The 21,602-nt window shown below is 69.1% G+C and carries 17 protein-coding genes; 5 read left to right on the plus strand and 12 right to left on the minus strand.

Annotation, left to right across the window (positions count from 1 at the left end; genetic code table 11):
- The first annotated feature begins 4 nt into the window (after positions 1–4).
- From H7U20_RS30800 to H7U20_RS20010, 4 genes are read left to right on the plus strand one after another with little or no spacing between them, the layout of a single operon-like run.
- Positions 5–1,069, plus strand: a complete 1,065-nt coding sequence (locus H7U20_RS30800; protein WP_199760896.1) for a hydrolase 1, exosortase A system-associated — start codon at positions 5–7, stop codon at positions 1,067–1,069.
- Between the two features lie 11 nt (positions 1,070–1,080).
- On the plus strand, positions 1,081–2,421 hold the full coding sequence (locus H7U20_RS20000) for a glycosyltransferase (protein ID WP_199760897.1): 1,341 nt from the start codon (positions 1,081–1,083) through the stop codon (positions 2,419–2,421).
- Complete coding sequence (locus H7U20_RS20005; protein ID WP_199760898.1) at positions 2,418–3,113, plus strand: tetratricopeptide repeat protein; 696 nt, start codon at positions 2,418–2,420, stop codon at positions 3,111–3,113. The genes H7U20_RS20000 and H7U20_RS20005 overlap by 4 nt, the downstream gene beginning before the upstream one ends.
- Positions 3,110–5,641: a hypothetical protein gene (locus H7U20_RS20010; protein WP_199760899.1), complete on the plus strand. Its 2,532-nt coding sequence runs from the start codon at positions 3,110–3,112 to the stop codon at positions 5,639–5,641. The genes H7U20_RS20005 and H7U20_RS20010 overlap by 4 nt, the downstream gene beginning before the upstream one ends.
- Here H7U20_RS20010 and prsR read toward each other — a convergent pair.
- From prsR to H7U20_RS20035, 5 genes are all read right to left on the minus strand, one after another.
- Complete coding sequence (gene prsR, locus H7U20_RS20015; RefSeq protein WP_199760900.1) at positions 5,580–6,950, minus strand: PEP-CTERM-box response regulator transcription factor; 1,371 nt, start codon at positions 6,948–6,950, stop codon at positions 5,580–5,582. The genes H7U20_RS20010 and prsR overlap by 62 nt on opposite strands.
- A 13-nt stretch (positions 6,951–6,963) precedes the next feature.
- On the minus strand, positions 6,964–9,021 hold the full coding sequence (prsK, locus tag H7U20_RS20020; RefSeq protein ID WP_199760901.1) for an XrtA/PEP-CTERM system histidine kinase PrsK: 2,058 nt from the start codon (positions 9,019–9,021) through the stop codon (positions 6,964–6,966).
- A gap of 2 nt (positions 9,022–9,023) precedes the next feature.
- Positions 9,024–10,424 (minus strand): TIGR03013 family XrtA/PEP-CTERM system glycosyltransferase, encoded by a 1,401-nt coding sequence (locus H7U20_RS20025; RefSeq protein WP_199760902.1) that lies wholly within the window; start codon positions 10,422–10,424, stop codon positions 9,024–9,026.
- 66 nt (positions 10,425–10,490) lie between these two features.
- A complete protein-coding gene (locus H7U20_RS20030) occupies positions 10,491–11,534 on the minus strand; it encodes an SDR family oxidoreductase (RefSeq protein ID WP_199760903.1) in 1,044 nt (347 codons plus the stop codon).
- Positions 11,535–11,574: 40 nt separating this feature from the next.
- Complete coding sequence (locus H7U20_RS20035) at positions 11,575–12,864, minus strand: nucleotide sugar dehydrogenase (RefSeq protein ID WP_199760904.1); 1,290 nt, start codon at positions 12,862–12,864, stop codon at positions 11,575–11,577.
- Positions 12,865–13,712: 848 nt separating this feature from the next.
- Here H7U20_RS20035 and H7U20_RS20040 point away from each other — a divergent pair.
- The gene (locus H7U20_RS20040; RefSeq protein WP_199760905.1) at positions 13,713–14,771 is read left to right on the plus strand and encodes an acyltransferase family protein; all 1,059 of its coding nucleotides are present in this window, start codon (positions 13,713–13,715) and stop codon (positions 14,769–14,771) included.
- A 30-nt stretch (positions 14,772–14,801) separates the two neighbouring features.
- Here the strand turns inward: H7U20_RS20040 and H7U20_RS20045 are convergent, their stop codons facing one another.
- From H7U20_RS20045 to H7U20_RS20075, 7 genes are all read right to left on the minus strand, one after another.
- Complete coding sequence (locus tag H7U20_RS20045; protein WP_199760906.1) at positions 14,802–15,116, minus strand: cytochrome C oxidase subunit IV family protein; 315 nt, start codon at positions 15,114–15,116, stop codon at positions 14,802–14,804.
- A 9-nt stretch (positions 15,117–15,125) separates the two neighbouring features.
- Positions 15,126–15,830 carry a heme-copper oxidase subunit III family protein gene (locus H7U20_RS20050; protein WP_370593202.1) on the minus strand — a complete coding sequence of 235 codons (705 nt, stop codon included), beginning with the start codon at positions 15,828–15,830 and terminating at the stop codon, positions 15,126–15,128.
- Between the two features lie 46 nt (positions 15,831–15,876).
- Positions 15,877–16,497, minus strand: coding sequence for a cytochrome c oxidase subunit 3 family protein (locus H7U20_RS20055; protein WP_199760907.1), 621 nt, complete (start codon positions 16,495–16,497; stop codon positions 15,877–15,879).
- Between the two features lie 173 nt (positions 16,498–16,670).
- Complete coding sequence (locus H7U20_RS20060) at positions 16,671–18,491, minus strand: cytochrome c oxidase subunit I (RefSeq protein ID WP_199760908.1); 1,821 nt, start codon at positions 18,489–18,491, stop codon at positions 16,671–16,673.
- Positions 18,475–19,755 (minus strand): cytochrome c oxidase subunit II, encoded by a 1,281-nt coding sequence (locus tag H7U20_RS20065; RefSeq protein WP_199760909.1) that lies wholly within the window; start codon positions 19,753–19,755, stop codon positions 18,475–18,477. Before H7U20_RS20065 ends, H7U20_RS20060 begins: the two co-directional genes overlap by 17 nt.
- 22 nt (positions 19,756–19,777) lie before the next feature.
- Positions 19,778–20,281 carry a hypothetical protein gene (locus tag H7U20_RS20070; protein ID WP_199760910.1) on the minus strand — a complete coding sequence of 168 codons (504 nt, stop codon included), beginning with the start codon at positions 20,279–20,281 and terminating at the stop codon, positions 19,778–19,780.
- A 55-nt stretch (positions 20,282–20,336) separates the two neighbouring features.
- The gene (locus H7U20_RS20075) at positions 20,337–21,416 is read right to left on the minus strand and encodes a hypothetical protein (RefSeq protein ID WP_199760911.1); all 1,080 of its coding nucleotides are present in this window, start codon (positions 21,414–21,416) and stop codon (positions 20,337–20,339) included.
- Positions 21,417–21,602 lie beyond the last annotated feature (186 nt).

Genomic DNA, 21,602 nt, shown 5'->3' on the forward strand with positions numbered 1-21,602 from the left:
CACCATGCTCTTCGACGAACACGCCCTGCAATTTTCCTGCGACGACGCCGCCCTGATCGGTATCCTCAGCCGGCCGCGCCAGGCCGCCACGCGCGGCGTGCTGGTGGTGGTGGGCGGGCCGCAGTACCGCGCCGGCAGCCACCGCCAATTCACCCTGCTGGCGCGCGCGCTGGCCGCGCAAGGCATTCCGGTGCTGCGTTTCGACTACCGCGGCATGGGCGACAGCGAGGGCACGGCGCGCGACTTCGAGGCGGTCACCACCGACCTGCGCGCCGCCATCGACGAATTCACCCGCCAGGTGCCGACGTTGTGCGACATCGTCATCTGGGGTCTGTGCGACGCCGCCAGCGCCGCCCTGTTCTACGCCTCCGGCGACCCGCGCGTGGCCGGCCTGGTGCTACTCAACCCCTGGGTGCGCACCAGCGAAAGCTACGCCCGCACGACCCTGCGCCACTACTATTTGGCGCGGCTGCGCCAGGGCGAGTTCTGGCGCAAGCTGCTGGGCGGCCGCTTCGACCTGCGCGCCGCCGCCGCCTCGCTGCGCCAACTGCTACAAGCCAGCCGCGCCGGCACGCCGGCCACCGCCGGCGCCGGTGGCGCGCCGTTGCCCGGCAACGAGGCCCTGATCGGCGGCGTGCGCCTGCGCGCCGGCGCCGGCAGGGATGGCGCCAGCGGTAACGGCGCAGGCGGCACCGATGGCAGCAACGGCACCAGCGGCGGCGGCGGCAACGCAAGCGGCGCTGCCGGCGACACGCGCAGCGCCGCAGCGCCGGCCGGCCCTTCGGCCAAGTCCGACATCAGCGCGCCGGCCGGCGCCGCCGCCCTGCCGGAGCGCATGCTGGCCGGGCTGCGCTACTTCCCCGGCAAGGTGATGTTCATCTTCAGCGGTAACGATTTGACGGCAAAGGAATTCCTCGACATGGTCGATTCATCGAAACACTGGCGGCGCCTGCTGGCGGCACCGCGCATCAGCCGCCATCTGCTGGCCGATGCCGACCACACCTTCTCGCGCGCCGCCTGGCGCGATGAGGTGGCGCGGCTGACCGCCGACTGGGTACGCTCATGGTGAGGAGCGTGCTGATGATCGCCTTCCACTATCCGCCCATGCGCGGCAGCAGCGGCATCCAGCGCACGCTGACCTTCAGCCAGCACCTGCCGCAACACGGCTGGCAGCCGTTGCTGCTGTCGGCCCACCCGCGCGCCTACGCCAACAGCGGCGCCGACCAGTTGGCCGAAATCCCGGCCGACATGGTGGTGCGGCGCAGCTTCGCCCTCGACACCTCGCGCCACCTGTCCATCGCCGGCCGCTATCCGCTGCTGCTGGCCCTGCCCGACCGCTGGAGCGCCTGGCTGCTCGGCGCCGTGCCGGCCGGCCTCGGCCTGATCCGCCGCCACCGCCCGGCGCTGATCTGGTCGACCTATCCGATCGCCACCGCCCACCTGATCGGCCTGGCGCTGCACCGCCTGACCGGCCTGCCCTGGGTGGCCGACCTGCGCGACCCGATGACCGACCACGACTACCCCTCGCATCCGCTGACGCGGCGCGTCTACCGCTGGATCGAGCGGCAAACCATCGCCCGCTGCAGCGTCGCCGTCTGCACCACGCCGGGCGCCATCCAGACCTACCGCGCGCGCTTCCCCGACATTCCGGCCGAACGCTACGCCCTGATCGAGAACGGCTACGACGAGGCCAACTTCGCCCAGGCCGGCGGCACCGCGCCACCACGCGCGGCGGCCAACGCCGCCGACTACGCCGACACCGCCACCACAGCCACCACAGCGGCGACGCCGGCCACCGGGCCGCTGACCTTGGTGCACAGCGGCGTGATCTACCCGTCCGAGCGCGATCCCCGGCCGCTGTTCGCCGCGCTGGCCGAGCTGCAGCGCGCCGGCCATGTCTCGCCGCAGCGGCTGCAGGTGGTGCTGCGCGCCACCGGCCACGACGACTATCTGCGCCCGCTGCTGCGGGAATACGGCATCGAGCAGCTGGTCAGCCTGGCCCCGCACATCGCCTACCGCGCCGCCCTCGGCGAAATGTTGAGCGCCGGCGGCCTGCTGGTGCTGCAGGCGGCCAACTGCAACCACCAGATCCCGGCCAAGCTGTACGAATACTTCCGCGCCGGCCGGCCCATCCTGGCACTGACCGACGCCGCCGGCGACACCGCCGCCGCGCTGCGCAAGGCCGGCATCGACACCATCGCCCAACTCGACTCCAGCGAAGACATCATGCAGCAGCTACTCCGCTTCCTCACCCTGGCCGAGGCCGGCCAGGCTCCGCTCGCCTCCGCCGCCGCCGTCGCCGCCAGTTCGCGCGCGGCGCGCAGCGCCCAGCTGGGCGAACTGCTCGACCGCGTCGCACTGCGCGCCGACACCGCCGGCCGCGCCCTGCCACAAGCCGGCAGCGAAGGTGGCGCGCCATGACGGCCCGTCCGTCGCCAGGCCTGTCCGCATCCCTGTCTGTGCCGGTGTCGGCACACGCCAGGCTGGCCGCGCGCCTGCTGCTGGCCGCCGGCCTGCTGCTGCCGGCCGCGCCGCTGCTGGCCGCCGGCAAATTCTGCGGCGAGCTGACCGCCTCCTTCGGCCCCTTCGACTACCGCCGCGCCGAATTCGCCACCAACCTGGCGATGGTCGAACAGGCCCACTTCACCGACGACGTCGCCCAGGGCGTGCACGGCAACACCGGCACCCTGGGCGCCGACATCAGCTACACGCTGCACGTCTTCCCCAACCACACCCGCGCGCTCGAATCGATCAGCAGCATCACCGCGCGGCAGAAGGTGACCCAGCTGCCGGGCGCGAAGTATCCGACCGAGTGCTACTTCGACCGCGCCATCCGCTTCGCCCCCGACGACGGCGCGGTGCGCGCCGCCTACGCCAGCTTCTACCGCACGCAGGGGCAGAGCGACAAGGCCTTCGCCATGCTGAGCCAGGCCGTCGAGCTGTCGCCCGAGAACGCCGCCATCCAGTACAACATCGGCCTGGTCTACCTGCAGCGCAAGGACTATCCGAACGCCCTGCTGCACGCCCAGCGCGCCTACGCCCTCGGCTTCCCGCTGCCCGGCCTACGGCAAAAGTTGGTCGCCGCCGGACAATGGCCTGAACCGCCGAAATGACGGGCCTCGCCGCGCGCCGCCTGCTGGCGCTGCCGCTGCTGGCGGCGCTGCTGTGGTCACTCTCGGTGTATCCGGCATATGTGCCGGCGCTGGCCACCGGCCTGGCAGCCTACGCCGCGCTGCTGTGCTGGCGGCCACAACTCTGGCTGCTGGTGGTGCCGGCGCTGCTGCCGGTGTTCGACCTGGCACCCTACACCGGCTGGTACTTCCTTGAGGAGCTCGACCTGCTGCTGCTGACCACCGTGGTGGTCGGCTACTGGCGCAGCGCGCCGGCCCGCACGCCGCCCCTGCACGCACCGTCCATGTCCGCGCCGTCCATGCATGCGCCGTCCGTCGGCGCCGCCCGCCCGCTGGCGCCGACGGCGCCGTTGCTACAACTGCCCGGCGCGGTGCGCCTGGGCGTGCTGCTGGTCGGCGCCAGCGTCGCCATCGCCGCCTGGATCGGCGTGCAGCCGCTGCCTGCGCTGGACGCCAACTCCTTCGCCAACTACCTGAGCCCCTACAACAGCCTGCGCGTGGCCAAGGGCTTCGCCTGGCTGCTGCTGCTGTATCCGCTGCTGCGGCGCCACGCCAGCGCCGCCAACCTGGCGCGCTACTTCGTGCCCGGCATGCTGCTCGGTCTGGCCGGCGCCAGCCTGGCGGTGGCCTGGGAGCGCGCCGTCTTCCCCGGCCTGCTCAACTTCTCCAGCGACTACCGCCCCACCGCGCCGTTCTCCGCCATGCACACCGGCGGCGCCGCGCTCGACGCCTACCTGGCCATGGCCTTCCCCTTTGTCGCCTGCTGGCTGCTCGACCACCACGCCCGGCGGCGCCTGGTCGCCGCCCTGCTGCTGTTGGGACTTGGCGTCTACGCCGGCCTGGCCACCTTCTCGCGCGACGTCTACCTGGCCTACGGCTGCTCGGCCGCCATCATCGGCCTGCTGGCCCTGCAACGCTGGCGCCGTCACGGCGAGCTCGACGCCCACAAGACCGGCTGGACGCTGGCCCTGGTGGCGCTGGCCGCGCTGCTGCTGCGCGAGGTGTTCGGTTCCAGCGGCTACCGTGGCCTGGGCGCCGCCCTCGGCTTGCTGGCGGCCGCCGCGCTGCTGGCCGCCAGCGGCCGCGGACGCTGGCCGCGCGCCTGGCTGGCGGCCGGCGCGCTGACACTGCTGCTGCTCGATCTGGCCTGTTATTTTTACCTGCGCGAGGGCGCACCGCCCGGCACCGACAAGGGCGCCTACTTGGCCTACGCGCTGTCGGCCGCGGTCTTCGCGCTGGCCCTGCCGCTGTCGCAGCGCGGCCACGGCGGCGGCGCCGGCGACCTGTCGCTGGCCACGCTGGCCTTTCCCGGCCTGGGACTGAGCACCGCGCTGGTGGCCGAGCACTGGGGCGGCGCGGCGGCGCGGCCCGCCATCCTCGCCGCCATCGCGTTGGCGGTTGCGCTGGTGGCGCTGCGCTGGCGGCGTGGCGCCGCGCTGTGGACGCTGAACCGGCGCAGCATCGCCGCCGGCCTGTGCTGCGCCATGGCCATGGCCATCGCCATCCCGCTGGTCGGCAGCTACTATCTGGGCAGCCGCTTCTCCACCGCCCCGGGCGACCTGGCGGTGCGCCTGGCCCACTGGGACGAGGCGCTGCAAATGATGGACCAGGACCCGGCCACCCAGGCGCTGGGCATGGGCCTGGGCCGCTATCCGGCCACCTACCTGTGGAACAACAAGCACGGCGAACAGCCGCCCACCTTCCGCTTCGGCGAGGAGGCCGGCCGCGCCTTCCTGCAGTTGTCGGTGTCGCAGTACCAGGGCGGCCACGGCGAGGAACTGCGCATGCTGCAGCACGTCGCGCTACGCCACGGCCAACCCTACCAGCTGTCGCTCGACGTGCGCCGGCGCGACAACGCCACCGGCATGACGGTGGCGGTATGCCAGCGCTGGTTGCTGTATCCGACCAACTGCGCGGCGGCGCCGCTGCGTCTGCGCCCGGTCGACGGCAAGTGGCAGCACTACCAGGTCGGCCTGAACTTCGATCCGCCCGAGCAGCGCTGGCCGCTGCGCGCGCCAAGCCAGCTGGAGATCTCCATCGACGGCGGCAACGCCGTGCTCGACGTCGCCAACTTGAGTCTGACGGCGGCCGACAGCGGCGAGCAGGCGCTGGCCAACGGCGCTTTCGCACAGGGCAACGACCGCTGGTTCTTCAGCAGCGACCACAACCACTTCCCCTGGCACATCAAGAACTTCGTCGTCAATCTGCTGTTCGAAATGGGCTGGTGCGGCCTGGCCGCGATGGCCCTGCTGCTGCTGGCCGTGGCCGTCGATCTGCTCAAGCGGGGACTGGCCGGCGAAGCGGCGGCCGGCGTTTATCTGGCGGCGCTGGCCGGCGTGATGGCGGTCGGCCTGTTCGACAGCATCGTCGACGTGCCGCGCCTGACGCTGCTGCTCGGCCTGATCATCCTGGCCGCCACGCTGCGTCCGGCCCACGCCGCGCCGCGCCTCAGTCGGCGCCGCTCCGGATCGACAGCCGCGCCATCAGATCGTATAGCGTCGGGCGGGTGACGCCGAGCAGCTCGGAGGCCTTGACGATATTGCTCTCCGAGCGGTTCAGCGCGTTCAGCACGGCGCCATATTCGGCCTGGTCGCGCACCTGGCGCAGGTTGAGCGGCTCGCCCGGCGGCAGCACGCCGGCCAGGCCCAGGTCGTCGGCGGCGATCTGCGCGCCGTCGGCCATGATGACGGCGCGGCGGATGCAGTTCTCCATCTCGCGCACATTGCCCGGCCAGCGGTGGGCGGCGATGGCGCTGAGCGCCTCGTCGCTGAAGGCCAGGCCGGCGCGCTGCTCGCGGGCGCAGAACAGCGTCTTGAAGTGCTGCGCCAGCAGCACGGCGTCGCCGATCCGCTCGCGCAGCGGCGGAATGGCGATGACGATCTCCGACAGACGGTAGTACAAGTCCTCGCGGAAGCGCCCGGCGGCGCTCAGCTGCTGCAAATTCTGGTGGGTGGCGCACACCACCCGCACATCGACGGCGATTTCCTCGCGCCCGCCGACCCGCTCGATCACCCGCTCCTGCAGGAAGCGCAGCAGCTTGGCCTGCAGCGCCATCGGCAGGTCGCCCACCTCGTCGAGGAAGAAGGTGCCGCCGTGCGCCAGCTCGACCTTGCCCTTGGTCTGCTTGACGGCGCCGGTGAAGGCGCCGCGCTCGTAGCCGAACAACTCGCTCTCCAACAGGTTCTCCGGGATCGCCGCGCAGTTGATGGCGACGAAGCGGCCCTGCTGGCGCGCGCTCATCTGGTGCAACGCGCGCGCCAGCACCTCCTTGCCGGTGCCGCTCTCGCCGAGCAGCATCACCGAGGCCGAGCTGGGCGCCACCTTCTCGATGCTGCGGCATAATTTGAGCATGCCGGGGTCGCGGCTGATGACGCCGGCCAGCGGCTGTTCGGCCGCCTGGCTCTGGCTCAGCCGCAGGTTCTCCGCCTGCAGCTCGTGCAGGTAAAAGGCGCGCTGCAACACCAGTTCGAGCATCTGCGCGTCGGCCGGTTTCTGGTGGAAGTCGTAGGCGCCCTGCGCCACCGCCTTGAGCGCGTGGGCCGGGTCCTGGTTGCCGGTCAGGACGATGACCTTGGTGGCCGGCGCCAGCGCCAGGATCTCGCCCAGCGTCGCCAGGCCCTCGGTGGCGCCCTCGGGATCGGGCGGCAGGCCCAGGTCCATCAACACCACCGCCGGTTCGTAGCGGCGCAACTGGGCGATGGCGCTGTCGCGGTCGCCCGCCACCACCACCTGGTAGGCGTCGAAGCTCCAGCGCAGCTGCTTTTGCAGGCCGGGATCGTCCTCGACCACCAGCAAGGTCTGTTTGTTCGTTTTCACCATATTCCCTATCTGTTTAGGCGGCCTGCTCGACGGCGGGCCGCTGGCTGCGGTACAGCGGCAGGCGCAGCACGAAGGTGCTGCCCTGGCCGGGCACGCTGGCGACCTCCATGCGGCCGCCCAGCTGCGCGATGTATTCCTTGCTCTCGAAGGCGCCGATGCCCATGCCGGCCGACTTGGTCGAGTCGAAGGGCTTGAACAGGCGCTCGCGGATGAAGTCCGCGCTCATGCCGCTGCCGGTGTCGCTGACCTCGACCTGCGCCGCGCCGTCGACGCAGGCCAGGCGCACGGTGACGGCGCCGTTGCGCGGCGTCGCCTCGATGGCGTTCTGGATCAGGTGGCCGAGCACCCGCGCCAGCCGCTCCGGGTCGGCCAGCACCTGCGCGCCGGCGTCGTCGAGCAGCAAGGTCGGGCGCGGCTCGAAGGCGGCCTTCAAGGCCACCGCCTGGCGCAGCACCTGGGCGATCGGCAGCGGCACGGCGCGCTCGGCGGCGTTGCCCCGGCTGAGCTTTTGCAGCAGCCGCTTCATCTTCTGCACCGCGAAGTCGACCGTCTCGTTCATGTCCTGCTGGAAGTCCGGATTGTCGCGATGGCGTTCGGCGTTCTGCATCAGCAGCGACAGCTGCGACACCAGATTCTTCAGGTCGTGCACGACGAAGGTCGACAGGCGGTTGAAGGAGTCGAACTGGCGCGCCATGGTCAGCGCGGTGGCCGCCTCGCGCTGCGCCAGGTAGCTGGCCACCTGGCTGCCGGCGATCTTCAGCAGGTCGATGGTTTCCCAGTCCAGCTTGACCGGCTGCGACGGCTGCTGCAGCAGCACGAAACCGAACAACTGGCCGTGCAGGATCAGCGGCAGCACCAGCCAGGCGCGCGGCGTGGCCAGCAACCAGGCCGGCAGCGCCACCTCGCCCTCGGCGCCGGCGGCGTGCCCGGCCACTTCGAGCAACCACTGTTTTTCGCCCAGCAGGCGGCAGAACGGCGAATCGGCCGGCTCGCTGTCGGCCGGCAGCGGCATGTGCCAGTGCGCCGCCGGCTCGCAGCAGGCCGCATCTCGGCGCAACCACAGCGCCCCGGCCGGACTGCCGACCAGCGCCGCGACCGCCTCGATGCTGCGGCTGCCCAGATCCGGCCCCGGCTCGGACAACGCGCGCGTCAGCGCCAGCCACTCTTCACGGTAGTCGTAGTGGTAGCGGTAGAAGTGTTTGTTGATCTGCACCTTCAGGCCGGCGCGGAAGCGTCCCGAGAACAGGATGCCGGCCAACAGCAGCACGGCGCCGAACAGGAAGGCCAGCTGCATCATCGCGCCCCAGCTGCCGCCGACGTAGCGCAGGTAATAGGCCGCCACGCCCATGGTCAGCAGGTAGCAGGCCGAGCCGAGCAAGGTGGCCGAGCGCAGCAGCGCCAGCCGCGACAGGGCCAGCTGCGGCGCCGATTCGGTGCTGCGCGCCACCGCCACCGCCAGCAAGGGCGCGCTGAGCGCGTAGACCACGCCGCGCGCGCTCCACAGCTCCGGGTTGAGGGCGCGGAACAACAGGGCGTCGCTGTACAGGTAGAAGTCGTAGACGAACATCGCGCCTATGCCCAGGCAGGCGTACTTGATGGCCCAGCGCCGCTGCGCCGGCGTGCTGCGGTACAGCTGCTCGACCAGCAGCATGCCCAGCATGGCCATGCCCAAGCGCAGCATCACCGCCGGCAGGAAGTGCAGCGCCACGCCCCAGCACAAGGGCAGCAGCGTCAGCGCCGCCGCCGCCGCGTAGCCCAGCGCCAGCGTCGCGGCGGCGCCGCGATACCAGGCTTGGCCCGGGCGCCGCGCCAGCTGGCCGGCCAGCGCCAGCAGCAGCAGGCTCCAGGCGGCGTTGCGCGCCAGTTCGAGCGCTTCGAGCAGGACCGCCGGCAGGCCGCCGCCGCGCGCCTGCCAGCCCAGCGCCGCGCTCCACGCCAGCATCAACGCTGCCACCGCCAGCAGCAGCCGGCTGTGCGGATGGCCGCGCCACAGCAGCGCCAGCAACAGCGCCAGCAACAGGAAGGCGGCGCCGGCGATGGCGTGGCTGAACAGCGCGACCTCGGCCGCCATGCTTAGCGCCCGGCGCCCAGCAGGACCACCTTGACCGTGTCGATCAGGATCAGGATGTCGAGCAGCAGGCTGTTGTTCTTCACGTAGTACAGGTCGTAGCGCAGCTTCTGCACCGCGTCCTCGACCGAGTCGCCGTAGCCGTAGTGGACCTGGGCCCAGCCGGTGATGCCCGGCTTCAGACAATGCCGCACGTTATAGTAGGGCACGCCCTCGGCCAGCAGGCGGACGAAGTGCTGGCGCTCGGGACGCGGCCCGACGAAGCTCATCTCGCCCTTGAACACGTTCCAGATCTGCGGCAGCTCGTCGATCCGCGCGCGGCGGATGAAGTGGCCGACCCGGGTCACCCGCGGGTCGTTCTTGGTGGCCCACTGCGGCTTGCCATCGCGCTCGGCGTTGAAACCCATGCTACGGAACTTCCAGACGTGGAAGGCCTTGCAGTCCTTGCCGATGCGTTCCTGCCGGTAGAACACCGGCTGGCGGTCCTCGGCGTAAATGCACAGCGCCGTCAGCAGCATCACCGGCAGGGTCAACAACAGCAGGCACAGGCTGACCGCCACGTCGAAGCTGCGCTTCATGAAGGTGCGCAAGGTGGTCTGGTCGAAGCCGCCGCCGTACACCAGCCAGCTCGGCTGCATCGACTCGACGCGGATCTGGCAGGTCTCGCGCTCGAAGAAGGAGTCGGCGTCGATGATGCGGATGCCGGACATTTTGCAGTTGAGCAGTTCGTCGGTGGGGAACGGGCCGCCGCGCCGGTTCTTCACCGAGACGACGATCTCGTCGGCGTTGTGCTGGCGCGCCAGCGACAGCAGCGAGGTGGCCGCGTCGAGCTGCAGCAGCTGCTGCGGCGCCACGCAGGACGGCTCGGCCGGCACCGGGATGAAGCCGATGATGTGGTACTTGCGATAGCTCTGGCGCAGCGCCAGCTCGCCGATCTCGTTGGCCAGCTGGCCGCTGCCGAGGATCAGGATGCGCGACTTGAGGAAGGCCGAGTCGGAGGTTTTGAGGAACACCACGCGCACCAGCGCGATGCCGCTGCCGGCCACCAGCAGCACCATCATCAAGGTGCCACGGTCGATGTACAGGCCGGGCACGGTGTCGAGCACCAGCGTGAGGATGCAAAAGCCCATGACGAAGGCCGGCATCAGTTGCAACAGCAGCGGTTTGAGCAGGCCGGCGCGGAAGTCCAGGTGGTACATGCCCAGGGTGCCCATGCTGAACACCATGGCGACGGCGAACACGCAGGCCGACAGGAAGGCGTGCTCCAGCTTGGGCAGGATCAGCGGGCTGTCGTGGAAGAAGCGCAGCCCGGCGCCGGCGTAGAACGAGCCGACCAGGATCAACAGCTCCAGCACCAGCAGGCTGGAAACCGCCTTTGAGACGTAGTGGTTGAATATTCGGTACATCTTCTTCTCCCCGCATCTTGGGCGGCAGTCAAACAGTGCTTGTACGACGCCGTGGCGTACCCGGTGTCACCTTGATTGCGCCGGCGCCAGCCGCCGCACATACCAATCCATCGCCTCGCGCAGGCCGTCCGACAGGCGGTGCGTCGGCTGGAAGCCGAGCAGCGCCTGCGCCTTCGAGATGTCGGCCTGCGAATGGCGCACGTCGCCGGCGCGGAAGTCGCGGTACTGCGGCCGGTGCTCGCGCAGGTGCGGGAAGCGCTCGCGCAGCAGCCGGCACATCATCAGATGCAGCTCGTTGAGCGTGGTGCGCTCGTTGAGGGCGACGTTGTAGACCTGGTTGACCGCCTCGGCCGAGGTGCTCAGCGCGGCCAGCAGGTTGGCCTGCACCACGTTGTCGATGTAGCAGAAATCGCGGCTGCTCTCGCCGTCGCCGTTGATGTAGACGGTGGCGTCGCGGATCAAGGCGGCGACCCATTGCGGGATCACCGCCGCGTAGGCGCCGTTCGGGTCCTGGCGCGGACCGAACACGTTGAAGTAGCGCAGGCCGATCGACTCCAGGCCGTAGCAGCGGGCGAACACCTCGGCGTACAACTCGTCGGTGTACTTGGTCACGGCGTAGGGCGACAGCGGCCGGCCGATCTGCTCCTCGACCTTGGGCAGCGCCGGATGGTCGCCGTAGGTCGAGCTGGAGGCGGCGTAGACGAAGCGCTTGACCTTGGCGTCGCGCGCCGCCACCAGCATGTGCAGGAAGCCGGTGACGTTGGTCTCGTGGGTGGCGATCGGGTCCTCGATCGAGCGCGACACCGAGCCGAGCGCCGCCTCGTGCAGCACGTAGTCGACACCCTGGCAGGCCTGGGCGCAGTGGGCCGCCTGGCGGATGTCGCCCTCGATGAAGCTGAAATTGCCCCAGGCCTCGGCACCGACCCGCTCGCGCACCAACTCGAGGTTGTGGGCGAAGCCGGTGGCGAAGTTATCCAGCCCGGTCACGCGCTGGTTCAACAGCAGCAGCTGCTCGAGCAGGTTGGAACCGATGAAGCCGGCCGCGCCGGTCACCAGCCAGTGGTGGCGGCGGCCGCGCAGTTGCTGCTGGATGGATTCGAATACGCTCATCGACGCTGTTCCTTGAAATCGTGGTGAAGTGGTGGCCGGCTCACAGGCGCCAGACCGAGCAGCCGGCCGCGCGCAGCGGCGCCAAGTCGAACTGCGACTTGACGTCGATGAAGCAGCCGCCCTTGTTCAGCTTGGAGAGGAAGTCCTCCGTGCTCAGCGCCAGCAGCTCGCGGTGCGACACCGCCGCGACGATGGCGTCGGCGCGCGGCAGGCTGGCCCAGCTCTCCAGGTCGATGTCGTATTCCTTGGCCGCCGCCACCGGGTCGGCCACCGGATCGTGCACGTGCACCTGCACGCCGTAGGAGCGCAGCTCGCTGACCACGTCGGCCACCTTGGAGTTGCGCAGGTCCGGGCAGTCCTCCTTGAAGGTCAGGCCGATCACGTTGACGCGCGCGCCCTTGACGTTGAAGCCGGCCGCGATCATCGACTTGATGGTCTTCTCGGCGACGAACTTGGCCATGCCGTCGTTGATGCGGCGCCCGGCCAGGATCACCTGCGGGTGGTAGCCCAGCATGTCGGCCTTGTAGGTCAGGTAGTAGGGGTCGACGCCGATGCAGTGGCCGCCCACCAGGCCGGGCCGGAAAGGCAGGAAGTTCCACTTGGTGCCGGCGGTCTGCAGCACGTCGAGGGTGTCGATGCCGACCCGGTCGAAGATCAGCGCCAGCTCGTTCATCAGCGCGATGTTCAAGTCGCGCTGGGTGTTCTCGATGACCTTGGCCGCCTCGGCCACCTTGATGCTCTTGGCGCGGTAGACGCCGGCCGTGACCACCGACTCGTACAACGCGGCGATCGCATCCAAGGTGGCTTCGTCGTCGCCCGACACCACCTTCAGGATGGTGGTCAGGGTGTGCGTCTTGTCGCCCGGGTTGATGCGCTCGGGCGAGAAGCCGACGTGGAAGTCCTTGCGCCAGGTCAGGCCGGAGCAGCGCTCCAGGATCGGCACGCAGACGTCCTCGGTCACGCCCGGATAGACGGTCGACTCGTAGATGATGATGGCGCCAGGCTTCATGTACTTGCCGACCGCCTCGCTGGCCGAGATCAGCGGGTGGAAATCGGGTGTGTGGGCGCTGTCGACCGGGGTCGGCACGGCGACGATGATGTAGTCGGCCTGGGCCAGCGCGGCCGGGTCGGTGCCCACCGTCAGTTGGCTGGCGGCGCGCAGGTCCTCGCCCGACACCTCACCGGTGGGATCGACGAAATTGCGGTAGTGCGCGATCTTGGCCGGCGATAAATCAAATCCGACCGTCGGCCGCTTCTTGCCAAATTCGACGGCCAAAGGCAGGCCCACATAGCCCAACCCGACGATTGCGACGCTTTGAGTGTTTTTCATCGTGTTTCCAAGAAGTAAATTTAAATTATCATAATAACAATTGTGGTTATACCACGATAGCGCACTCAAAGTTATAAAATTTTTAAGTTATATGGCAACGTAAATATCTTTAAAACAATGCTTCAGACACACTCGGCGGCATATTTCTTGCCGTCCATCATGCTTCGGCGGCGCCGGCCGCGCATCCCTTAGGCCGCCCGCTGGGACGCCGAGCGAGCGGCGGGCAGACGCGGGGCAGACGTGGGCCGGCGCGCTCGCGGTGGGCGCGAAAGCGGCATCGGCGGGCCGGGGACGGCTGGAAAAAAGGACTGTTTGCCGGGCGCGGCGTCAGGCGGAAAGCATGGCCGGCATCAACGGCGCGGCATCGGACGGCGCCGGCGACGACGCCAGTCGACCTCGGAACCGGCCGCTGGCGCGCCGCCCGTCTCATGCCGCAAGGCAAAGACTGTTACCAAGTGCGGCCGCGCGGCGGCCCCAAGCGGGGTCGCGCAGGACAACATGAAAAGATCTGCTATCGCCTTCAACGTATCACCCTTTGGCTGAACCTTGCTGTGGGACAGGTCCTACAAAACGGCAGGATGTATTAAATATAACGCCTTGGCGCGGCCCTAAAATACACCAATTGTCACAAGATAAACTTCCGTATAGGAAGCGAGTGAATTTCGGGGTGTTGTAAATATGCTCATTCCTGACGGCAATCCGTTGTTTAAATAATACGCATCCGCCGCAATATTAAAGTTATGATAATGACAGCAGCTGCTAGAATGAAACGCTGCAGCGAGCTCAACACTACCGCGCGCACGCCAAGCCAACTCGACCGCGACGACAGGCGCCGACACGATTGCATAATGGACAAATCGACCAATATCGACCTTTGCCGGGGCATGCTGTTCGTCCTGATGGCCAACACCCACGCCTGCTCGGTGTCCCGCCTTGCCGGCGACAGCTGGCTGCTGTCCGACCTGTGGTTGCCGACCGGCTGGGCCACGGTGACCTTCGTCGTGCTGTCGGGCTACAGCGTCGGCTTCATCACCTCGCGGCGCAGCCCCAGCGCGGCCTGGGACAGCACACTGTACCGCCGCGCCAAGCAGATCTTCGCCGTCATGCTGATTTCCAACGCCATCTTCGCCATCCTGCGCGAGGCCGTCGCCGGCAATCTGGACGCCGTCCACACGGCGCCGTGGTGGCTGGGCTTTCTCACGCTGCAGACACCATGGACCATCTCCGGCGTGCTGCTGCCCACCGCCCTGCTGCTGATGTGCGCGCCCGAGCTGCAGCGCCGTTTCCGCTTTTCGTGTTGGCAGTTGCTTTTCTACATGATCGGCGCCCGCGCCCTGATCGCCGTGCTCAGCATCTGGGTCGCCCAGTCCTCGCTGGCCGGCAGCTGGGGCGCCCGCTTCTTCCTGCTCGAAGGCTTCGGCGGCTTTCCCGTGCTGCCCTTCGTGCTCAACGGCTGCATCGGCATCGCCCTGGGCATGCTGCGCAACCACAGCGCATGGCATTGGCAAAGGGTGATCCTGCTGCTGATGGGCTTACAGCTCGGCATCTACCTGACCTCGTATCTGCCGACCTCGTTCGCCTCGGCGCTGTTCGTGGCCACCTTCGGCGCGGCCGGCAAGTTCGCCTGGATGTATTTCCTGGCGCACATCCTGAAATTGTCGCGCCTGCGCTGGCTGGCCGACCCGATCGAGCTGATCGGCAAGTACGCGCTGGGCTCCTTCGTCATGCACCGCTTCTTTCTGCACGCGCTGGCCGAGCTGCTGGTGCTGGCCCGGCTGTCGTATCTGCCGCCGGAGATCCGCATGGGCACCCTGCTGGCCTGCACCCTGCTGCTGACCTGGAGCCTGTGCCGCATGCGCCAATCCGCCAGCTGGATCGACACGCCGTTCCGCCGCCTGGCGCTGTAGCGCGGCGGCCCGGCCGGCAGCCGCCGGCCGCTAGCCAAAATACAGCAACCGCGTGGCCAGCGTGTGACGGGCCTCGGTCAGCATCAACCCGAGTAGCACCAGCAGACACAAGGGTGGCAACAGGATGGCGCCGACGAGCGCCGCCCGCTCCCAGCGCACGTGCATGAAGACGGCGACGATCAGGCCGGCCTTGAGCAGCATCAGCGCGACGATCAGCGACCAGCGCAGATAGCCGCTCAGGTGATAAAAATCGACCAGGTAGGACAGGGTCGAGAGGATGAATAGCAGGCCCCACACCTTCAAATACAGGCCCGGCGGATGTTGTTGCCCGTGCGCGGCGTCCATGGCGCCTCCCTACCAAAGATAAAACAAGGCGAAGATGAAGACCCACACCAGGTCGACGAAGTGCCAGTACAGACCGGCGATCTCGACGGCGTGGTAGCCACCTTGCTCGTAGCGGCCGCGCAGCACCTTGCCGGCGACGGTGCTCAGATAGACCACGCCAGCCGTCACGTGCAGGCCGTGGAAGCCGGTGATCATGAAGAAGCAGGCGCCGAACTGGGCCGCCCCCATGGGATTGCTCCAGGGCCGCACGCCCTCGCCGATCAGCTTGCTCCACTCGAAGGCTTGCATGCCGACGAACAGGGCGCCGCAGGCTGCCGTCAGCAGCATCAGTTGCGCGCAGCGCCGCCGTTCGCGCCGGTAGCCGAAGTTGACGGCCATCGCCATCGTGCCGCTGCTGCTGATGAGCACGAAGGTCATCAAGGCGATCAGGATCAGCGGCAGCCGGGTGCCGCCCACGCTCAGCGCGAACACCTCGCTGGGATTGGGCCAAGCTGCGGTCGTGGCGATGCGCACCGTCATGTAACCGGTCAGGAAGCTGCCGAAGATGAAGGTGTCGCTCAGCAAAAAGATCCACATCATCGCCTTGCCCCAGGGAACGCGGAACACCGTGCGCTCGGCCGACCAGTCACGCACCATGCCGCGCCAGCGGAGCGGCGCCGGCCCGCCAACCGCGCCGCCGTCCGGGCCGGCGTCTACCACCATTTGTTGGGACATCGTCTCACCTCGCTTTCCCTTCCGCCACGTGCGCCGCCGACACCGCCTAGCCGGTGCCACAGATGGCCCGCGCCAGTTCCGGCGTGAGCCGGAACAGCAGACCGAACAGCAACAACCACCAGAGCAGCAGAAAATGCCAGTAGCGCGCGCACAAACCCAGCCGCAGACCCGGGTTCGCCGCGCCGCGCCGTCCCACGTCGCCATCACCATCACCATCACCATCGTCATCGGCATCGGCATCGGCATTGCCATTGCCATTGCCATTGCCATTGCCATTGCCAGCGTGCACGGCGCGCAGCCACGCGACGCCGACGCCGGCGCCAACCAGCAGTCCACCGACCACGTGCAAACCGTGCAGGCCGGTGAGCAGGTAAAAGAAACTGTTGGCCGGATTGCCCGCCAGCGGAAGATTGAACGCGCTCATGCGCTGCCAAGCCCACAGCTGCGCCGCCAGGAAGGCCAGCGCGGCCAAACAGGCGGTGGCCAGCGGCCCAGTCACCACGCGCCCACCCGGGCGGGCCGCGCGACGGCGCGCCACCTCCCAGCCGGCGCTGCTCGCCGCCAACAAGGCGCTGCTGAGCCACAACTGCCAGGGAACAAAAGGCAAGGGCCGCCAATCCGGCAGGCTCATGCGCATCAGATAGGCGGCGCCGAACAGCAGGAACAAAACGCTAATCACGCCCATGAATAGGCACAAGCCGGCCATGGCGGCTGGCGTCACTGGTGCTGGCAAGGCCTGCGGTATCGGTGATGTCGCTGGTATCGGTGATGCCGCTGGCGCCGGCGCGGCCTGCGCCGTCGGCCCGCTAGCCCTCGCGCCCGGCCCTGACGGCACGGTTCTCATGGCGCACCTTCCGGCCGTGGTTCGGCCGTGGCCGGCACGGCGCCCGTCGGCGGCCGCACGCGCGCCGCCTCGGCCTCCTCGGCCTCCTCGTCCGGGCCGACGTTTTGTGCCCGGTAGTCGCTGTCGCCGTCGGCGCGGCCGTAGTCGTAGGCGCCACGACACACCAGCGGCAGGCGCACGCCCCAGTTGCCGTGGATGGGTGGCGTGTCCGGTGTCTGCCATTCCAGGCTGGCGGCGCGCCAGGGATTGCCGCCGGCCGGCGCGCCGCGCCAGATGCTGACGGCCAGGTTGTACAGGAACAGCAGCTGGGCCGCGCCGACCAGCAGCGCGGCGACGGTGATGAAGGCATTGAGCGCCTGCGCCGACGGCGGGATGAAGGCATAACCCTCGTAGGCGTAGTAGCGGCGCGGCATGCCGAGGAAGCCCAGATAGTGCATCGGGAAGAAGATCACGTAGGCGCCGACGAAGGTGATCCAGAAGTGCAGCCGCCCCAGCGCCTCGTGGTACAGCCGCCCGCTGACCTTGGGGAACCAGTGGTACAGGCCGCCGAACACCGCCAACACCGGCGACACCCCCATCACCATGTGGAAGTGGGCGACGACGAAATAGGTGTTGGACAGGGGGATGTCGACGCTGACGTTGCCCAGGAATAGGCCGGTCAGCCCGCCCACCACGAAGGTGCTGATGAAGCCGACGGCGAACAGCATCGGCACGGTCAGGTGTATGTCGCCACGCCATAGCGTCAGCGTCCAGTTGTACACCTTCAGCGCGGTCGGCACGGCGATCACCAGCGTGGTGGTGGCGAACAGGAAGCCGAAGTACGGGTGCATGCCGCTGACATACATGTGGTGGGCCCAGACGACGAAACTGAGCACGCCGATGGCGACGATGGCCCAGACCATCATGCGGTAGCCAAAGATGCACTTGCGCGCGTGCACGCTGATCAGGTCGGAGACGATGCCGAAGGCCGGCAGCGCGACGATGTACACCTCGGGGTGGCCGAAGAACCAGAACAGGTGCTGGAACAGCAGCGGACTGCCGCCCCGGTGCGGCAGTTGCCGGCCCAGCGAGACCACGGCCGGCATGAAGAAGCTGCTGCCCAGCAGCTTGTCGAACAACATCATCACGGCGCTGACGAACAGCGCCGGGAAGGCGAACAGGGCGAGGATGCTGGCCACGAAGATGCCCCACACCGTCAGCGGCATGCGCAGCAGCGTCATGCCGGGCGCGCGCGCCTGCAGCACCGTCGTCACATAGTTCAGGCCGCCCATGGTGGCGGCGGCGATGAACACCAGCAAGGACACCAGCATCACCACGATGCCCGATTCGACGCCCGGCGTGCCGGGCAGGATCGCCTGCGGCGGATACAGCGTCCAGCCGGCGCCGGTCGGACCGCCCGGCACGAAAAAGCTGGACAGCAGGATCAGCACCGCCAGCAAATAAAACCAGTAGCTCAGCATGTTCAGGAAGGGAAACACCATGTCGCGCGCGCCCACCATCAGCGGGATCAGGTAGTTGCCGAAGCCGCCGAGGAACAAGGCCGTCAGCAGGTAGATCACCATGATCATGCCGTGCATCGTCATGAACTGGTAGTAGCGCGCCGCGTCGATGAAGGCGAAACGCCCCGGAAAACCCAGCTGCAAGCGCATCAGGTCGGACAGCACGATAGCCAGCACGCCGACCGCCAGCGCCGTGACGGTGTACTGCACGGCGATCACCTTGTGGTCCTGGCTCCACACATAGCGCAACCACCAGCTCTGCGGGCCGTGGCCCGGGTCCTGGTCCGGATTGCTGCCCGTATCACCGCCGTACGTCATCGCCGTCTCCCTTGCCCGCCGTCGGCGCCGCCGCGCCGCCGCCGAGCGATTCGATATACGCCACCAGGGCCGCCAGGTCGGCCTCACCGAAGACCTGCTCCGGCATGATCGGCGCGAAGCCGCGCACGATCTTCGCCTTCGGCGCCTGGATCGATTCGCGCAGATACGCCTCGTCGGCCAACACGCTCTGGCCGCCTTCGATCGCCTCGCGGCGGCGGTACAGGCCCTTCCAGCTGGGCCCAACACCGGTGCCGCCGTCGACGCTGTGGCAGGCGACGCAGCCGCGCGCCTGCGCCAGCAGGCGGCCCTGGGCGGCGGCCGTGCCGCCCGCTGCGGCGCCGCCGCCAGTTGTCGCCACCGCCACCGCCACCGCCGGGGTCGGGGTCGGGGTCGGGGTCGGGGTCGGGGTCGGGGTCGGTCCCGGCGCCGCTTCCGCTCCAGCCGCCGCCGCCGTCCCGGTCGCCACGTCGATCGGCCGGCGCGCGCCGGCGAAGGTGGGCAGGGCCGCCAGCCAGGCGCGGAAGGCGGCCGGCTCCTCGACCACCACCTCGCCGCGCATGCCGGCATGGCCGACACCGCACAACTGGGCGCACAGCACCTCGAAGCGGCCGCTGCGCTGCGGCGTCAGCCAGAAGGTGGTGACCATGCCCGGCACCATATTCATGCGCGTGCGGAACGGCGGCACGAAGAAGTCGTGCACGGCGTCCTGGGCGCGCAGCACGAACTTGACCGGCAAGCCCAGCGGCAAATGCACCTGGCCGCCGGCCACCAGCAAATCGTCGCTGCCGTTCGGATCGCCGGGGTCGATGCCGAACAGATTATCGGCGCCGACGAAGCGCGCGTCCGTGCGGCCCAGCTTGCCGTCGGCGCCCGGGAAGCGGTAGGTCCAGCGCCACTGCTGCCCGACCACCTCGAACAGCAGCGCGTCGGCCGGCGCATGAATCAGCTCGGCATACACGGACAAGCCCGGCGCCAGCAAGGCGGCGATGCCGACCGAGGTCAGGCCGAGCAAGCCCCACTCGAGCCGCTTGTTGCCGTGCTCGGCGGCGGCGCGCACGCCGTCGCGGTGGCGAAAGCGCCAGATCGCGTAGGCCAGGAACAGGTTGATGGCGACAAACGCCGCGCCGCTGAGCAGCAGCGTCAGCCGCAGCGCCTCGTCCATCTGCCGCCAGTTCGAGGCGATCGGCGTCAACCACCAGGGACTGAGCAGGTGGAAGGCCACGGCGCCAACCGTGACAAGTATCAGGGCGATGACCAAGGGCATGGCGGGGTCCGCGACGGCTGGCTCAACGCCGCCACGCCGGCCGTTCCAGCACCAGATAGAACACCACCACCGCCACGCCGAAGACCGCGTGGGCCGCCGCCGTCCCGGCGCCGCGCAGCGCCGTGAACCAGGGAAAGGCCTGCGCCACCCCGTAGAAATTTACGATATACAAGAGCAGGCCGAACGCCACGCCCGCCAGCGAGGCCATGACGGCGCGCGGCTCAAGCCCGCAGGCGACCACGATGGCCACCAGCAGCAGGCCGTAGAGCGTGCCCAGCGCGTAGTGCAGCGCCAGCGCGGTGGCCACCACGACCAAGCTGAAGCCGCTCTCGCGCAGCAGCTCGCCGCCCATCGCGATGGCCGCCACCATGCGCGTCGCCGGCCAAGGATTACCGTCCTGCACCACCGAGGTCCAGAACAGCTCCAGCAGCATCAGCACGCCACCGCCGCCGAAACCGGCCACGGCCGCCGCCAGCCAATCGGTGCGCTGCGCCGTCCAGCGCGCTGACAACAAATGTAGTTGCATGACGTTCTCCAAGGATAAGTTCAACCCGAACGGCGGTTGCGCCCGCGCCGGCCGCTCAAGCAGCGGCCCTGCGGCGCACCCAACACACCTGCCACACCCAGTTCGCCAGCGCCGAATAGCACAAGCCCAGCAGCGCCGCCGGCAATTTGTATCGCTCCAGCCGGGCCAACCAGTCGCCGCCGCGCGCGACGCCGTCGCTGACCACGAAGCCGGCGCCGTCGACGCGCAGCGCCACCTGCTCCGGCGCCAAGGCCAGGTGGTGGGCGCGCAGCGTCGGGTTGGCCGCGCAATCATCCGGACCGGGCGCGCGCGGCCACGGGAACAACCGTCCCTTGCCGGCCGAGCAGGCGTACCACTTGTAGCTGCCATCGCGCCGGCGTAGGCCGACGTCGCGCACGGCGACACCGGCGTCCTCGCCGACGCCCGGCCCCTCGGCGCCCTCGCCCAGATAGAAGCGGCCGGCCGGCGCGCCGACCGGAAACACCAGCACGATGGCGCGGCCCTCGCTCACCTCAAGCCCGATCGGCAAGGCGCCCGGCAGCTTCAGCGCGCCGGCGCTGCCAATGCGCAACACGTTCCGCTCGGCCGGCGCGCTGTGCTGGCCACCGGCCGCCGCCTCATCGCCCAGCAGCACAGTCAACCTCAGCACGGCGACGGCGTTGCGCACCCGCACGCGCAGCGCGGCGGCGCTGCCGCTGCCGGCCTGCGCGAACTCGACCTCCGGCCTGCCCGGCGCCGCCGTCGTCGCCGCCGTCGCCGCCGTCGCCATTGCATGTGGCGCCGCCCGCAGGCCAATGTCGATGCGGCTGCGGCCGTTGCCCCTGGCCGTCGTGGTCCAATTGATCGGCCCGCGCGTGGCCGGCAGGGCCAACGACCACACCTCGCGCAGCTCGGCCGCCGTCGCCGCGTCCAGCGCGCCGTCCTCGACATGCACGTCGACGCCCTCGTTGCCCTCCCCCAGCACCGTCAACAGGGGCACGGTGGCGCCGGCGGCGGCTATCGGCGGCCGCAACAACAAGGTGTCGCCGCCCTCCGCCTTCAAGCGCAGCGCCGCGTCGGCCGGATCGACCACGTCGGCCACCGGCAACTGCACGATGTAATAGATGCCCGCCGTCGCCGCCAGAAATACCGACACGGCGGCCGCCTTCTCCTTCAGTGAGGCCGGCGCGGCCGTCCGCAGCGTCGCCGATGGGCTCGCCTGTGGCGCCGCTGGCGGACTCGCCTGTGGAGCCGCCGGCGGATTCACCCATGGCGCCGCCGGCGGATTCGCCTGTGAAGCCACTGGCGGACTCGCTCGTGGCGCCGATGGCGGACTCGCCTG

This window comes from Rugamonas violacea (assembly GCF_016461825.1).
Classification (GTDB): Bacteria; Pseudomonadota; Gammaproteobacteria; order Burkholderiales; family Burkholderiaceae_D; genus Rugamonas.